Here is a 16,945-nt window from a genome sequence, read left to right on the forward strand (position 1 = left end):
CATATCTAAAAATCAAAGTCAATGCTGTATCAGATAACAGTCAAGGTTGAAGCGGAAGCAACTTGCCAACGACCATATAAAATTGAAGTCGATAACTTTATCATTGAAGTAATAGTTGACTCCGGTAAAATTGTAGAAGCACTGAGCATTGCTTTAAAAGTAAATAATTACCAGGATTTTTTACCTCAACTTAGTTCACATATAGAAAGCCGGATTACTCAAATAAGCCTGCGAGACTCAGAATTATGTTTTTTCCTGGTTGACGTCGCACAGCATATAGAAGCTCTTGGTAGTTTCTGGTTTGGAGTTAAGAAGATCTATTGGGAAAGTCCAAAAAGAGCTTGGATAGCTGAGACACCAGAGGAGCAGAAAGTTCTTGAATTTTTACCACATCATTTTCAGGAAGAAGCTCGCGAAAACAAATTTTATAGAGAAATCTCTCCAAAGATGTTAGCGTCTATGGTGCATAATCGTCGCCTGCATCACCATTTAATTTTGCCAATGTCTTTTTATCGAGAAGCGTGTAACGACTTCGGTTCTGGAAGATACACGAGTTCCTTCATCAACTTCTACTTCTATCTAGATGACTTGTATGGACAGGGGAAAACAAAAAACAAAGAAGTAGAAAGACTGTTTAAATCCTCAGAGCATGTTAGATACGCTGTGCAACAAACCATACAGTTATACCAGGACGAAGAGAGTTCAGAAAATTTAGATGAGTTAAACAAATTTTTACAATTAGAAAAAAAGGAATTGAGTATTGATGGAATCATCGAATTAATTGTACAAATACGTGGTAATTTATCGCATTTCTCTCAAAAAAGCTCAAAGAAGAAGGGACATCCTTTAAACCAAAAAGAGTTTAGAAGCGTGGCATATTTGATGCAGTCAATTTGTACCCATACGTTTATGAAACTTACCACTGGTGAAATGCCAAAATAGTCTAAATCTTATTTAGACTTAGCATTAATTAGTTATAGTAATCGCTGCATTGTCAAGTTTACCTTTTTCTGTGCAAAACATTAAATAAATATATTTATTTACTTCTCAACTTTGTTAACTTCACTTGTTTTATCACCTTCTAAGTTAGCTTTGTTAAATTGATAATTTTTAGGTAAATCAACTCTCACATCTGATATCTGATCAATTTCTACTTGCAGGTTATGAAATTCTCCATCTAAAAGATGTCCGCCAGTTTTGCGATTTTCGGTGATAAAATGCAGATGATATCCAGTAACATTCACTCCTTGCATATAACTAGGTGTACGAAAGCCTATTAAAGTACCCTTAATATTTTTGAACTCAAAAATAGATTGATTTTTCACCACCTCTACTAAAGGGCGATAAGGTGGGGTTTGCTTCGGCACACTTCTAACTTTGAGGTACGGGAAAGTACCTTGAATGCGAATCGCGTAAGGATAATTTTTTGAGGGTAATTGGCGATCTAAAAATAATTGCATCTATTCATAATTAACTTTTCCTACCAAATTAATTAATTTATCTGTTTGAAAAAAAGTGACCGTAGCAAAAGGAGTTTTCATAACATCAGAAATAGGATATGCAATTCCATCAGATTTGATTTGATAGAACTTGCCATCTAATCCAATCATTTCTCCATCAAGATTATTTAATGTTCCTAAACCAAAATTACCGTGTGCTTTTAATTCTTTAAAGTTAGTATTTCCATCATATACACCTGCCATTAGTGCATTAATTGTCGATGTTTGAAAAAGAATATTTGATGAATTATTTTGCTGTGTTCTACCAGGAATAACAACACTTAATGCACTGGTAAATACAACAATTAACCAGATATAAGGTTTATATTTCATGCTAAAAACAGATCAATAACTAGTAATATGTATTAGCTCATAATATTACTATTTATGACCAAGCCGCTTAGGTGCGGAAATAGAGAATAGGGAACAGATTTTCTTATTCCCTGTTCCCTAATTAACGCGATTCTCAATTCCCTACGATGCTACCTGAGCAGCTGTACGAGTCCGCCGTCTTCTACCATCAGCAACTTTGACGGGTGGTTCATCAGGAATTTGCATCAATAATGTCAGTGATGGTTGACATTGTAATTCGCGACGAATGGAACGTGCTAGTTCTCGTTCTAATACTTCTTGCAATCCACCCCAGTCTACTTCTGGTTTGTCAGTTTCAAATCCTTGGGCAAATTCTGACCAACGCACGCTGAGGATTTCTTCAATTCGCTCTTGTACCCATTTTTGCAGAAGCGATCGCTCGATACTTGTCACCACACCCCGCAGGTGAATTTCTGGTTTCGCCATCAGTTTACCAGTCCAATCAATTGCTGCGGCAATAGTAACAATACCTTCTTCTGCCATTTTCTGCCGTTCTTGCAAAACTTTGGCGCTGACCATACCAGAACTGGAAGTATCCACTAGTTCCAAGCCGGATGGAACTTTTCCTGCTACACGAATTGATTCTTCTGTCAACTCTACGATATCGCCATTCTGGATAATCACCATGTGCTCGGCTGGAACACCTGTATTCCGAGCTGTTTCCGAGTGTTTCACCAACATCCGATGTTCACCGTGAACAGGTAAGAAGAACTTGGGACGAGTTAAGGCCAGCATGAGTTTCTGGTCTTCTTGACAGCCATGACCGGAAACGTGAATTCCTTTATCCCGACCATAGACTACATTTGCGCCTTGCATCATCAATTTATCGATGACATTAACAACGGCGATCGTATTACCCGGAATCGGGTTAGCAGAAAAGACAACTGTGTCTCCTTGGCGAATTTTAATATGGGGATGTTCTTTTCTAGCAATACGTGTCATAGCTGACATCGGCTCACCTTGGGAACCAGTTGTCAAAATCAGCACGCTTTCATCTGGAAGATTGCGGATGGAATTTAAGGGCTGGAATAAGTCATCATTACACTTGATATACCCAAGATTGCGAGCATGGGCAATCAAATTTAGCATCGAACGTCCCACAACTGTTACCACACGGTTATGTTTCTGGGCTAACTGCAAAATCATGTTGATGCGGTGGACGCTAGAAGCAAAAGTCGTCACAAACAGTCGCCCTGCGGCTTGGGAAAAAACTCGATCCAGATTAGGATAAACTGAGCGTTCTGAAGGCGTAAATCCGGGGACTTCAGAGTTAGTCGAATCACTCATCAAACACAGAACGCCTTTTTCCCCATGTTCGGCTAAACGCTGGATATCAAAACGTTCACCATCTACAGGTGTGTGGTCAAATTTAAAGTCTCCTGTGTGGATCAGGACACCGAGGGGTGTATGAATGGCGACGGTGAAACTGTCAGCAATGGAGTGGGTGTTGCGAATATATTCGACAAAGAAATGTTTCCCAATTCGTACGACATCGCGGGGAAGGACGCTTCTTAATTCTGTGCGATCGCGCACTCCTGCTTCTTCTAATTTACCCTCTAGCATTGCCATCGCTAGGCGAGGGCCATAGATCACAGGAATTTCAAATTGTTTCAAATGAAAGGCAATACCCCCGATATGGTCTTCATGACCATGGGTAACAATCATGCCTTTAATTTTATGGCGATTTTCCCGCACATAAGTCATGTCTGGCAAAACAATATTGACTCCATGCATTCCATCTGTGGGAAATGCCAATCCTGCATCTAAGAGGATAATTTCATCTTCGTATTCAAAAACACAAGTGTTTTTGCCAATTTCATGCAAGCCACCCAAGGGAATTATTTTGAGGGCGGAATTAGTTTCGTTTTTAGTCATTATTCTCCTGAGATTGTTCTTTTATCGTTAAAATAAGAGGATTTAGTGGTCTTTTAAGACAGTTAAAAATAAGTAGCTTGGCACAAATCTAGAGACGTGCCATGGCAAGTCTGGTACTAGTTAGGGTCGTCATTTGTCCTTTGTCATTGGTCATTAGTCATTATTAAGGGTTTGGTGCGTGTTTACTTTTTGTAACTCGCGTAGTTAATTTATTGACACTAACCTACTTATTTGCCTATTAAAATTCAGCTACTTAAGGTAGTTTTGTGTAACAGAAATAGTTTTAAGTATCCAGTGAAAAAACTTAAAAATGTTATCAAATATAAAATTTTTACTGTAACTTACCTGCCTTTTAGTTTCTTGTCATCCTGTTTTTATAAGCTTCTTTATTGCTTCTATAATATTTGATAAAAGTAACTCTACACCAAAGAGCTTATTAGCAATTTTTACTTTTTAGCATAGGCTTTGCACCTGCCACATGATCAAAATTACTGAGAATTTTTATTGAATTTTTTTGATGTATCTTTGAGTGTGAAAGTAGCTGAGATTGCAATTTGATTTAGATCAGACTAAGTTCCTTCATCACAAATTCTAAGGTTTGAGTAACTTTCGCGTCAGCTTCACACAAAGGCGGACGCGTTGAACCAACTTCCCAGCCTTGAAGTTGTAATGCTTTTTTGACTGGAATAGGACTTGTGGTTAAAAACAAAGCTTTAAATATAGGAAAAAGCCGCAGATGAATGTCGATAGCGACCTGATTTTGACCTGAGTTAAAGGCTTGAATCATCTGTTGTAGCTCATTGCCTACAAGATGAGAAGCAACACTAACTACACCCTTAGCCCCGACTGCTAACAATGGCAAGGTTAAAGAATCATCTCCAGAGTAGATCTGGAATTCTTTTGGTGTCAAGCGACTAATTTCACTCACTTGATCTAAGTTTCCGCTTGCTTCTTTGATACCAATAATGTTATCGATTTGAGCTAATCGAGCAACTGTTTCAGCATTGAGGTTTTGACCAGTACGACCCGGTACGTTATATAACAAGATAGGCAAGTCACCAGAAGCTTGCGCTATGGCTTGAAAATGTTGGTAAAGTCCCTCTTGCGGTGGTTTGTTGTAATAAGGAACAACTTGTAAAGCACCGTGTACTCCTATTCTAGCTGCTTTTTGAGTAGCGGCGATCGCTTCTTTGGTGGAATTGGAACCACATCCCGCCATCACCAGTGCTTTTCCTGCGACTGCTTCCAATACAACGGAAAATAGCTGATATTCCTCTTCCCAACTTAAAGCAGGAGATTCTCCAGTCGTGCCACACACCACCACTGTATCAGTACCGTTATTTGCTAGATGATCTGCTAGTTTTGCTGCTACATCATAGCTGACACTACCGTCTTCCTTAAACGGCGTAATCATTGCGGTTAAAACTCTACCGAAATCTACCACCCTTTTTTACTCCTGATTTTTTTTGTTTTTTGTGTTTTGGTGGTTCTTTATTGTAATAACCTATTTGCAAATTACTTTCAAGGGTCAACTCTTGGTTGTTGGTTGTTGGTTTTTGATTGTTGTCTGGAAGGCAATTACCAATTACCCATTACCAATTAACCAATGAAGGAGTTGGTTTGAGTAAACTTTTTTCTACTAGCAGTTCCGCAATTTGTACAGCATTCAATGCTGCACCTTTGCGGATTTGATCACCACATAACCACAGTTCTAAACCGCAAGGATGGGAAATATCCTGACGAATTCTGCCCACTAAAACTTCATCACGACCCGTAGCTTCAAATGGCATGGGAAAGTAATTTTTCTGCCAATTTTCTACCAATTTCACACCAGGAGATTTACTTAAAATTTCTCTGGCTTCATCTGGGTTAAACGGAGTTTCAAATTCTAAATTAAGCGCTTCTGAGTGAGCGCGCAGTACGGGAACCCGTACACAAGTAGCAGTAATTCTGATATTTTTATCTGCAAAAATTTTCCGTGTTTCGTTGACCATTTTCATTTCTTCTTCGCAGTATCCCTGATCGTTTAATGGGGAATTATGCGGGAATAAATTAAAAGCCAAGGGATAAGGAAATACTTCCGCAGTTGGTTGTTTCCCTTCTAAAATAGCGCCAGTCTGAGTTTGGACTTCTGCCATAGCTTTTGCACCCGCGCCACTCGCAGATTGATAAGTGGCTGCAACAATGCGTTTGATGGGTTTGATTTTATGCAGAGGCCAGACTGCTACTGCCATTAAAATTGTGGTGCAGTTGGGGTTAGCAATAATACCTTTGTGATTTGCTGCGGCTTGGGGATTTACCTCTGGAACAACTAAAGGTACTTCCTCATTCATGCGAAAGGCGCTGGAATTATCTATGACAACTGCACCTTTTTGTGTGGCTATCGGCGCCCAAGTTTTTGAAGTTGAACCTCCCGCACTTGCTAGGACTATATCGACATTTTCAAAGGCGCGATCGCTGACTGGTTCTACTAATAAACTTTCTCCTTTGAACGGTAGCTTTTGCCCTGCACTACGTTCTGATGCCAACAATTTTAATTTTGAAACTGGAAAATTGCGACTTTCTAATAATTCCAATAACTCCCTGCCGACAGCACCTGTCGCGCCCAAAATAGCTACACAATAGGAATTGGACAAACTAGCTTCCTCCTTAAGGTTTCTCCTGGCAATTTTTTCAATTTACGCATATATTAAATTACACAACGTACTCTGAATAATTTTACCGATTTTAATGCCTTACCTTTTTTTATCTTTATTTGTTAATTTAATACATTTATTTTTTACTGTTACAAAAGTTGTATTGGGTTTTACAACAGTTAATAACTATTAATTTTTCAAAACTTTTGTATATAGATTGAATATTATACATCAAACTGTCATATTTGGGGTAGTCATTTGATTATGACTCATTTTTCATAAAAAAAATGAATTTGAAGTAATTCTAACTGCTTGGTGTTTTATGCTGTCAACGATATCCACCTAACTAAATTAAAAATAAAGCTATTCTCAGTGGCAAATGTAGTATGAATCAAATACAAAAAGACCAACTGCGTAGCTGATAGAGTCAAGCAACCATACTGTTTTGCAATAGACGCTTGCACGGGAGCATGGGGATGGAAAATGAGGTCAGGAGTAATTTATTCTCATCAAATCACTAATTTCCAATATTCAACCCCCTTTTTTCTTTCATATTTTCTAGTGTACGCAGTTCATAAACAATCACTTATTGAAAACCAGGATACCATGCTGCTAGTTATCTTGGTTAAAACTCTTTGTTAATTGACACTCCTCAGCCGTTATGCTGAGGATTCTGTACATATTAGACCTCTTGCAAAAATATTTTTACCCCACCCTTTCCCTCCCCGTTTACAGGGAGGGAACTAAATCTTCCCCTCGTTCACGGGGGGATTGAGGGGGGGTTAATTCGACTTTTGCAAGAGGTCTATTTACTTTTCGTAACATAACTATATTTGTTCTGCTGACTTACTTACCAGTCAGGCTTCTGTCGGATTAAACTAATTTGCGCTAAAGTGTCAAGAGCTTTCGCATTAGCAGTAAACTGGATCTCTGTTAATTAACACAGGTTCAATTTCAAGCTGACAAAGCCTTGTGGGTCAATTTCCTCCCAATAAGGAACAACCCATCATACGAGAAGTGTGACGTCTGTGTGTAGAAGCAAGAAGTAAAAAAATATTAGCAGAAAGCAAATAGAGATAAAGCATGAAAGTTACCCAGGAAAAACTCCCCTCCAGTCAAATTGGTCTGGAAATAGAGATCACACCAGAAAAAACCAAGCAAACCTACGAACAAGTTATTCAAAACTTAAGCCGTTCTGCCAACATTCCTGGGTTTCGTAAAGGCAAAGTGCCACGACAGATACTGCTACAGCGCCTGGGTATAACTCGAATCAAGGCAGCAGCGCTAGAAGAACTTATTCAAGATGGCATTACAGAAGCTGTTAAACAAGAAGATATCAAGGCGATCGGGCAACCACAATTACGTTCATCATTTGATGACTTGATTAATAATTATGAACCTGGTAAACCCTTGATTTTTTCGGCTACTGTTGATGTGCCACCAGAAGTCAACTTGGCTCAGTACACTGATTTGCAAATCAAAGCAGAAGAAATCAAGTACGACCCCGAAAAAGTAGATCAAGTTCTGGAAAATGAACGGCAACAAATGGCAACATTGATTCCTGTAGAAGGACGCCCAGCGCAACTGGGTGATATTGCCGTAGTTGACTTTAAAGGCGTGATCGCCAAAGCTGAAGGTGATGACGAAGCAGCTGAACCAGAAGCGATACCTGGCGGCGAAGCAACTGATTTTCAAGTAGAGTTACAGGAAGATAAATTTATTCCTGGTTTTGTCACAGGCATCTTGGGAATGAATTCTACAGAAACTAAAGAAATTTCTGCAACATTTCCCGACCCTTATGCGAATGAAGATTTAGCTGGAAAACCAGCTATTTTTACCGTTACTCTCAAAGAAATTAAAGAAAAAGAACTGCCACAATTGAATGATGACTTCGCCAAAGACGTCAGCGAACACGAGACTTTGGCTGAATTACGCGCTTCCCTGGAAGAGAAATTCCAAAAAGAAGCGGAACAAAAAACCAAAGGAAATAAGCAGGAAGCCTTGTTAAAGGAACTGCTTCAGCATGTAGAAATTGACTTGCCAGAAACAATGATTGAGCGGGAAGTCGATAACATGATCACACAAACAGCTATGCGACTAGCGCAGCAAGGGTTAGATATCAAGAAATTTTTTACCGCCGATATCATCCCGCAATTACGTCAGCGTTCTCGTGATGAAGCGATAGAACGCCTCCAACGGACTCTAACCCTCGAAGAAATCGGTAAACGCGAGTCTATCGAAGTTACCGATGAAGAAGTCGCTAGCAGAATCAAAGAACTCTCTGAACAGTTATCTGGGCAAGATTATGACCCAGAGCGACTACAAGAATATGTCAAAGACGAGCTGCTAACCGAAAAAACTATCGACTGGCTGCTGGAACATGCAAAAGTTGAACTCGTACCTGAAGGTTCTTTGAGCGCAGAAGAATCTCCAGCAGAAGAAACAGACGAAAGCGAAGAACAAATCACTATAGATGCTGAAGCCACAGCAGTTACAGAGGAAGCCTCAACAGAAGCAGAATAAATTTAGGGATTAGGGATCGGGGATCGGGGATCGGGGATCGGGGATCAACAATTAGGATTCAGACATAGTTAATAAAATTCAACAATCAACCCAATCCCTAATCCCCAATCCCTAATCCCCAATCCCTAATCCCCAATCCCTAATCCCCAATCCCTTGTTCCCTATCCCCTAGATTCATGCTGTATTCACACGAGAAGAAATTATATGAGGCATAATGGTTAACACATACCTAAAATAAAAAACATTCGCTCATCACAGGCAGCATATGCTGCCTCACCCACTGTTACTGTTACATTTAAAGTCAACATTTGTCTGTATGCTTGTATCGCAGTCGGGAAATTACCCAATCAGCAGTTTGAGTCCATTTGAAATTCGCGCCCAAAACGGTCCGAGTAACATCGTGCCGATGGTGGTAGAGCAATCTGGCATGGGAGAACGAGCCTTTGATATCTACTCCCGCCTACTACGAGAACGAATTATTTTTTTGGGAACGCCAATAGACGATACTATCGCTAACTCGATAGTTGCTCAGTTGCTGTTCCTAGACGCTGAAGATTCAGAAAAAGATATTCAGCTATACATTAATTCTCCTGGCGGCTCGGTATATGCGGGCATGGCAATATATGATACAATTCAACAAATTCGTCCAGATGTTGTGACCATTTGTTTTGGATTAGCCGCAAGCATGGGAGCATTTTTACTGGCAGCCGGAACAGCAGGTAAACGTATGTCTTTACCTGATTCGCGGATTATGATTCACCAACCTCTTGGTGGCGCTCAAGGTCAAGCAATTGACATAGAAATTCAAGCCAGGGAAATTCTTTACATTAAAGCAAAGTTGAATCAGTTACTCTCACACCATACTGGTCAACCATTAGAAAGAATAGAAGCCGATACTGAACGGGACTTTTTCATGTCGGCTGAAGAGGCCAAAAATTATGGATTGATCGATCAGGTCATCACCAGGCAAAATCTTCCCGCAGCAGGGGAAAACGTCACCATTCTGAAATAAGAGGCTGGTATGTCTAAGTACGACTCCCATTTAAAATGTTCGTTTTGTGGCAAGTCTCAGGAGCAGGTGCGTAAATTAATCGCTGGACCGGGAGTCTATATCTGCGATGAGTGCGTTGACTTGTGTAATGAAATCCTAGACGAGGAGTTGCTCGACACAAATAGCGCGGCGTCTCAACCAACACAAAAGTCAGAAGATCCTCAAAAGCGCCGTGTCCGCTCCTCCAATCTCTCGTTAAATCAAATCCCCAAACCGCGAGAGATTAAAAATTATCTAGACGAACATGTGATCGGGCAAGACGAAGCCAAAAAAGTACTATCAGTAGCTGTTTACAATCACTATAAGCGACTAGCAATCATTCAGTCCAAAAACAATGGCAAAGGTGCAAATGATGATGCCGTTGAGCTACAAAAGTCCAACATTCTGTTGATTGGACCTACTGGTTGTGGTAAAACTCTACTTGCTCAGACTCTAGCCAAAATTCTAGATGTGCCGTTTGCTGTTGCTGATGCGACTACCCTGACAGAAGCAGGATATGTGGGCGAAGATGTAGAAAATATTTTGTTGCGACTGCTGCAAGTAGCAGATTTGGATGTCGAAGAAGCGCAGCGGGGAATTATCTACATCGACGAAATCGATAAAATTGCTCGTAAGAGTGAAAACCCATCGATAACACGGGATGTTTCTGGTGAAGGTGTACAGCAAGCTTTGCTGAAAATGCTCGAAGGAACTGTTGCTAACGTACCTCCCCAAGGCGGACGCAAGCACCCTTATCAAGACTGCATCCAGATTGACACGAGTAATATTTTGTTTATCTGCGGCGGTGCTTTTGTGGGCTTAGAGAAGGTTGTAGAGCAGAGAACTGGCAAAAAGTCAATAGGCTTTGTGCAACCAGGAGAAGGCCAAACGAAAGAAAAGCGTGCAGCAGATACTCTGCGCCATTTAGAACCGGATGACCTAGTCAAATTTGGCATGATTCCAGAATTTATTGGGCGTGTGCCAATGGTAGCAGTTGTAGATCCACTAGACGAAGAAGCGTTGATGGCAATCTTGACTCAACCACGTAGTGCTTTAGTTAAGCAGTACCAGAAACTATTGAAAATGGACAACGTGCAGCTGGACTTTAAAGCAGAAGCTTTGCGAGCGATCGCTCAAGAAGCCTACCGCCGCAAAACTGGTGCAAGGGCGCTGCGGGGTATTGTTGAAGAACTAATGCTTGATGTCATGTATGAGTTACCGTCTCGTAAGGACGTGACTCGCTGCACTGTCACACGGGAAATGGTAGAGAAGCGTTCCACTGCTGAACTATTAGTACATCCTTCTTCCCTACCCAAGCCAGAATCAGCATAAACTATAAAGTCAGGGGACACGGCGACAAGGTGACACAGGGACAGAATCTTCTAACCCTTTCCATCTCCCCCTTCCCCACTTCCCCGTACTCCTCACCACCTCCTCGTGGAGATGACTTACATTAATATCCGTGGCGTAGAGCATTATTACGAGTGGATACGAGAATCATCGATGGTTTCTCAACCCAAACCAGTGATGGTTTTTGTGCATGGTTGGGCTGGTTCTAGTAGATACTGGCAGAGTACTGCCGCAGCTTTGCTTGAACAATTCGATTGTCTGCTTTATGATTTACGGGGGTTCGGGCGTTCCCGTGGTAAGCCGACTGCTGTCACGAAAGCTAGTGAAGCTGTTGTCGAGTCCGATTCACCGCCAGAAAAATCACAAGCAGTTACAGATTTAACTTACGAATTAGAAGAATACGCGCATGATTTAGCAGCGTTGTTAGATTCGTTACAGATTCAACGCGCTTATATCCATGCTCATTCAATGGGCGCTTCTATCGGTACTCTATTTCTCAACCGCTATCCAGAACGAGTGGAAAAAGCAATTCTTACTTGTAGTGGTATTTTTGAGTACGACGAAAAAGCGTTCACAGCTTTTCATAAATTTGGTGGCTACGTTGTCAAATTCCGTCCTCAATGGTTAGGAAAAATACCGTTGGTAGACAGGATGTTCATAGCGCGATTTTTACATCGTCCCATCCCAGCACCAGAAAGGCGGGCTTTTTTACAAGATTTTCTGATCGCTGATTATGATGCAGCTTTAGGCACAATTTTTACTTCTGTAAGTAAAGCTGCTGCTGAATTAATGCCGCAGGAATTTAGTAAGATTACTGTACCGACACTGCTAGTTTCAGGAGAGTATGATAAAATTATCCCTGCCGAGATGGGACGTCAAGCAGCAAAACTGAATCAAGCAGTTGAACATGTGATGATTCGCAAGACAGCCCATTTCCCAATGTTGGAAGATGCACCAACTTACTTAAAAAGGGTGCAAGAATTTTTGTCAATGGTCAATGCTTAATACTTTCCCCCAGTCCGGGGGTAGGTTTTGAAATCTTGTACTGATTGAATAATTTTAACATGACTAAGGCGTAAACACCGAGGGATAGCTTACCCTACGGGAAGGCTTCGCCTACATCCCCGGTAATACTATAGGAGTCCGATTTGATTTATGAAAAAATCTAAGTATCTGTAGGGTGTGTTATAGCGTAGCTATCACGCACCTAAATCCTTAACTGGTGCGTTAGCCTTTGGCGTAACACAACGGCAACAAAGGGGGAAGAAAATCTACACCCCTTTTTGCCTCCCCTACGTGTATTTCAGAAATCAAATATGAGTCCTATATTTCACGTTAATAGCGATACATATGAATCTTGTACCAGACGTAGCATTGCTACGTCTCTACACACCTGTATTTGTATCAAGATTTTTGTGAAATGGTATAACACAGCACGAAAAGCCCAACGGTGTTGCTGTTTCTCTGGGGTTTTCAGCATTTTCCTTATAAAAATATACCAGACTTAACATACGAAAATAAAGAATATAAATTAAATCTTAAGACTCGATCAGTCTAAAAACTGGCTGAATAACCCGTAGAAGCAATACTTTACCGCAAATTTGCTTAGATCCTCTGGGTGGTAAGTAGTTATTTAGCACTGATTTCACCATTTGCACAAAAAGCAATTTCTATCGCAAGAAGTTGCAATTCATTTAGCAGGAAAGGATGAGATTTTTTCTTGTTAGGTCTTTTATTGTCTTAATTCAAAAAAATATAAAGGATTTTATTTATGTTTTGTTGGAAAAATATTAGTGCGATCATTACTTTGTTTAGTTTTATTTTTGGTTTTGATTCGGTTATACCAGTGTTGAATGAGCAAGCAGCATTAGCTCAAACGAGGAGAGAAAAAAATGTTGGAGTTATTGAATGTAGCGGTATCCAAGAGGGTGGACCTATCAGAAAATACACAATTCAAAGTGCAACTCTGGAAAACGCTAAGGACGGTTTTAGATTAACTTTGACAGTTAAAGGATGGAAGTCTCAAGGATGGGTAAGTGGCGATCGCGTTGTTTATCGAGTAGCTCGTGATCTCAAAGTTTACGACGTAGATTATCACAATGACGGTCAAACCGATACAACATTGGGAATTAAAACAAATGGTGAGTTTGAATATACTGCAATGCCAACTTCTAGATCGATTTGCTTAACAAAAGGAACTCTAACTTTTGGCACAGGAGTAAAACAAACGCTTTTTAGATAAAGCTTTATTGTTCTTAGTGTTCCCTATAAAGAAGAAATAACTGTGGTTTGTTTATAGAAATCCGTGTATGGGAGACGAAGAATGCGTCACGTCAAGTTATTGGCGATCGCGATCGCATCTTTTGTGGGGGCGATTCTGGGTGAGGGATTGGTGAGACGAGCGATCGTACTTCTGTTGTGTGGTGTTTTGAGTTTTAACTAAGTTGATTTAGGTCAGCTAGAAGGTAAACCCCAACTAAAAATAAGTGGGCTTCAAGTGCCAAATCAACCATTTGTGGAAGAAATTAAATTTCAGTTGTTTAGTAAAGATTCTCAGAAAAAGGATGAACTAGTTGCTCTTTTTGTTGCTGAACGCCCTGAAATATCTAACACAAATCAAGTATATCCAGTGCAAAGCGATCCAACTGGAAAAACCGGAAAGATTATAAATCTTAAGGGGGTTGAAGAGCTAGTAAATTACTTTGCACCTGTTCTTTATTTTGAATCAGAAGATGAAATTAAATTTCCTTATGACGCTAAAGAGATAGTATTATCTCCTTCCTATCAGAAGCGATCAAGGACAAAAGACGGAAAAGAAAGAAAATCAAGAAAGGGGGATAGCGAAACTTATTTTGACCTGGCTCCTCCTTTTCCCTCTTCTGCTACTGGGAAAGTTTACGCATCAGTACTAAATAACTCAAAAATAAATGAGTTAGCAATTAACTATTACTTCTTCTATCCTCTTAGTAATTGGGCTGCTCATGGAGGTTACAATACACATCAAGGTGATTGGGAGGGTATTACACTCTTCTTGAAATCGGATGGAAAGCAGTGGATACTTAATCGAGCAGCCTATGCCCAACACCTCGATCCTCCTAAAACAATTGGATTAGATCGATTAAGATTTTTCAAAAATTCCAACCATCCCGAAGTTTATGTTGGCTTAGGTGGACATGCAAGCTACCCTAACCCTGACGAAACCAATTGGACAACCTTACCAGATCGAAAACTAGAAATTCCTAATACTAGACGCTCAGAAAGTCACAGGGGAACAAATTTGTGGCAGTCACAGGGACATGTAGAGTATCTGCCTCGCGTTAGCAATAGTCTCAATACCAAGCATTCTTGGTTACTCTACTCAGGATGTTGGGGACTTCCAGACCTAGATGGTGATGGTTCGGGCATAGATGGAGATGCTGCTCCTCGTGGTCCAGCATTCCTTGAAGTTACGCTGACTGGTAGAGGGGACGGAAATGTTGGACTTCGCTGGTTAGATCCTTGGAAGTGGGCATCATAACCAATACCTTTATATCCTCCCACACCATATTAATTGTTCAATCTAGACAGTAGGCTGCAAAAATGAAAAAACTACAGTATTTAATCATTGCATTACTAGGTACGGTTCTCTTTCTCAGCCTCAACCTGCTACTTCCAATAATTTCCCCAGCCCAAACAGCTAACATCAACCAAACCCTCGTTGAAGCAGACAAGCTTTACCTTGCAGGTAACACCGCAGGCGCAGAAAAACTCTACCGTCAAGTCAAACCGCCATTTCCCAAAGAGAAAAACGGAACAAACATCATCCCCAAACCCATTACCGATCCTCAACAACTCTCCGGCGCAGGTCAGGTTTACTGGCGCAATGCAACACAAGGAATGCAAGAGGGACTTACCAGTAAAATTTTTACGCCATTACAAACGTTGCTGGAGAAAGAACCACAATTTATTCCTGCTTATCAACTCTATGGGGAAGCAGCTGAGAAATATGGCTCCCAAAAAGATGTAATTCCCATTTTAGAAAAAGGAGTTACAGCTTTTCCTGATTCGGTAGAGTTAAATAAAGCTCTCATTAAAGCTCTAGAAGAAGATGACAAGTGGCTGGAATCTTCAATTATTGCTCGTCAATTTGCGATTGTTTATCCTCAAAATCCAGAAGCACCCGAATTTCTCAAGATAGCCGAAAAGAATTTTAAGCGTTTCCGTAGCAAACTCAACGAAAAAGTCGTTACCCAAGGAATTTTGGGTGGTATAGTCGGTGCATTTACTGGTAGCGGAACTGGCCAAGTTGTGGAACTCGGTAAGTTGCTGCTACAAGGCGAATCAGGGATGGGAGAATCTTTTGCTAAAGTCTACAAAGAGGAATTAACCCTAATAGATGACCCCCAAGTTCTGGAATACGTTAGTCGCATTGGTAATGATCTTGCCAATTTGATGGGACGCAATGATTTCAAATACGAATTTTATGTTGTCAAACAAGATTCTTTCAACGCTTTTGCTTTACCCGGTGGTAAAGTTTTTGTCAATACAGGTGCGATTATGGCTATTTGTCATTGGTTATCAACCACTAACGACTAACCACTAACTAACTTAAACCTAACTCTCTTTTGAGCAAATTAATCGATGTAATACCGATATAATTTTCACAACGTACTAGCTTGGGTGGACGAATGATGTCTTCTTGCACTGCTTGTACTGCTGCTTGGACAGCAACAAAACTTGCTTGGTCACTAATGATGATCTGCGCCCGCTTGACTATGGCGTGCATTTTGTAAGTATCCTTGGGTTGGGCTGTCATCACCAGTAGTTCATCTCCTCGAAAACCGTGGAGGATAACTTCTGCGGCGCGGGCTATACCAGGGCTGAGGCTGACAATACCAACACAACTATCTTTTGGTAGATTTTTCAAAAGATTGATTTCTTTAGCATAGTCGTAAATATCCAAAGGAATGACTCGCACTGCTTTTGGAGCAGCAATTACTTCTACTTCTCCGATAAAATACCGACTGGTGACAACTGTAGCAGAGGAGGTTTTCTCAAGTACAACAGGCAATTCTTCCATTGTGACAAGCTGTACTGGTATTTTGAGACTTTGTTCTAATTCATACACCATCAATTCCCCAGCACCAATGTCACCAGCAGGAACCGCTACCAATACCCGCGCACTACAACGCAAGCGCCAGTCTATTTCCGCGAGAAATATTTCTCGTGCTTGGTTGAGTGAACAGCCATGAGACAACAACTCATCAAGTGCTTGTTGAACAACCTTGTATGCTTGGGGATTTTCTTTGAGAATTGGTGATTGCAGCTTGCTACCACCTTCATGACCTTGGGCGCGGACGTAAATACCGGAACCAGCAAGACTTTCTACTAGTCCGTCATCTTCGAGTTGGCGGTAAACCTTGCTAATGGTATTACGGTGTAGCCCGGTTTGCATAGCCAGCGCCCGTGTACTTGGTAACTTGTACCCAGGGGGATATTGCCGAGATGCGATCGCAAATCTGATTTGATTAAACAACTGATTTGATGCAGGAATTTCACTGTCTGGCTGAATACGGAACTGAATCATTACCAAGCCTCCAAAGGTGCTGGTACAAAAAAGTAGAAGGCTACAAGGTTTATATAGTTTATTTTTACCCTGTTTTAATGCATAGTACTTTTTC

Annotated in this window: 12 protein-coding genes and 1 pseudogene; 8 read left to right on the forward strand and 5 right to left on the reverse strand. The window is 40.7% G+C overall.

All coding sequences use genetic code 11. The features are described from left to right. Positions 1-21: 21 nt before the first annotated feature. A complete protein-coding gene (locus B4U84_RS16810; protein WP_131119587.1) occupies positions 22-942 on the forward strand; it encodes a hypothetical protein in 921 nt (306 codons plus the stop codon). A gap of 98 nt (positions 943-1,040) precedes the next feature. On the opposite strand, the pseudogene budA reads toward B4U84_RS16810, so the two are convergent. From budA to B4U84_RS16830, 4 genes and pseudogenes are all read right to left on the reverse strand, one after another. Beyond that, positions 1,041-1,832: pseudogene (gene budA, locus B4U84_RS16815) on the reverse strand (acetolactate decarboxylase). Positions 1,833-1,973: 141 nt separating this feature from the next. Continuing rightward, entirely contained in the window at positions 1,974-3,746 is a 1,773-nt protein-coding gene (locus tag B4U84_RS16820) for a ribonuclease J (RefSeq protein ID WP_131119589.1), read from the reverse strand. Between the two features lie 559 nt (positions 3,747-4,305). After that, a complete protein-coding gene (gene dapA, locus B4U84_RS16825; protein ID WP_017310252.1) occupies positions 4,306-5,190 on the reverse strand; it encodes a 4-hydroxy-tetrahydrodipicolinate synthase in 885 nt (294 codons plus the stop codon). Positions 5,191-5,338: 148 nt separating this feature from the next. Continuing rightward, entirely contained in the window at positions 5,339-6,382 is a 1,044-nt protein-coding gene (locus tag B4U84_RS16830; RefSeq protein ID WP_131119591.1) for an aspartate-semialdehyde dehydrogenase, read from the reverse strand. 1,083 nt (positions 6,383-7,465) lie between these two features. Here B4U84_RS16830 and tig point away from each other — a divergent pair. From tig to B4U84_RS31635, 7 genes are all read left to right on the forward strand, one after another. Further along, entirely contained in the window at positions 7,466-8,905 is a 1,440-nt protein-coding gene (tig, locus tag B4U84_RS16835; protein WP_017310254.1) for a trigger factor, read from the forward strand. A gap of 316 nt (positions 8,906-9,221) precedes the next feature. After that, a complete protein-coding gene (clpP, locus tag B4U84_RS16840) occupies positions 9,222-9,917 on the forward strand; it encodes an ATP-dependent Clp endopeptidase proteolytic subunit ClpP (RefSeq protein WP_016862733.1) in 696 nt (231 codons plus the stop codon). A gap of 9 nt (positions 9,918-9,926) precedes the next feature. Next, on the forward strand, positions 9,927-11,267 hold the full coding sequence (clpX, locus tag B4U84_RS16845) for an ATP-dependent protease ATP-binding subunit ClpX (protein WP_026081865.1): 1,341 nt from the start codon (positions 9,927-9,929) through the stop codon (positions 11,265-11,267). Between the two features lie 111 nt (positions 11,268-11,378). Next, entirely contained in the window at positions 11,379-12,290 is a 912-nt protein-coding gene (locus B4U84_RS16850) for an alpha/beta fold hydrolase (protein ID WP_131119593.1), read from the forward strand. 766 nt (positions 12,291-13,056) lie between these two features. Then, positions 13,057-13,527 carry a hypothetical protein gene (locus B4U84_RS16855; RefSeq protein WP_131119595.1) on the forward strand — a complete coding sequence of 157 codons (471 nt, stop codon included), beginning with the start codon at positions 13,057-13,059 and terminating at the stop codon, positions 13,525-13,527. A gap of 255 nt (positions 13,528-13,782) precedes the next feature. Further along, complete coding sequence (locus B4U84_RS16860) at positions 13,783-14,802, forward strand: hypothetical protein (RefSeq protein WP_131119597.1); 1,020 nt, start codon at positions 13,783-13,785, stop codon at positions 14,800-14,802. Positions 14,803-14,864: 62 nt separating this feature from the next. Next, the gene (locus B4U84_RS31635) at positions 14,865-15,860 is read left to right on the forward strand and encodes a M48 family metalloprotease (RefSeq protein WP_242677657.1); all 996 of its coding nucleotides are present in this window, start codon (positions 14,865-14,867) and stop codon (positions 15,858-15,860) included. Between the two features lie 7 nt (positions 15,861-15,867). On the opposite strand, the gene B4U84_RS16870 is transcribed toward B4U84_RS31635, so the two are convergent. Then, the gene (locus B4U84_RS16870; RefSeq protein WP_017310260.1) at positions 15,868-16,851 is read right to left on the reverse strand and encodes a GntR family transcriptional regulator; all 984 of its coding nucleotides are present in this window, start codon (positions 16,849-16,851) and stop codon (positions 15,868-15,870) included. Between the last annotated feature and the right edge of the window lie 94 nt (positions 16,852-16,945).

The sequence above is a fragment of the Westiellopsis prolifica IICB1 genome, assembly GCF_004323185.1.
GTDB classification, from domain to species: Bacteria; Cyanobacteriota; Cyanobacteriia; order Cyanobacteriales; family Nostocaceae; genus Pelatocladus; species Pelatocladus prolificus_A.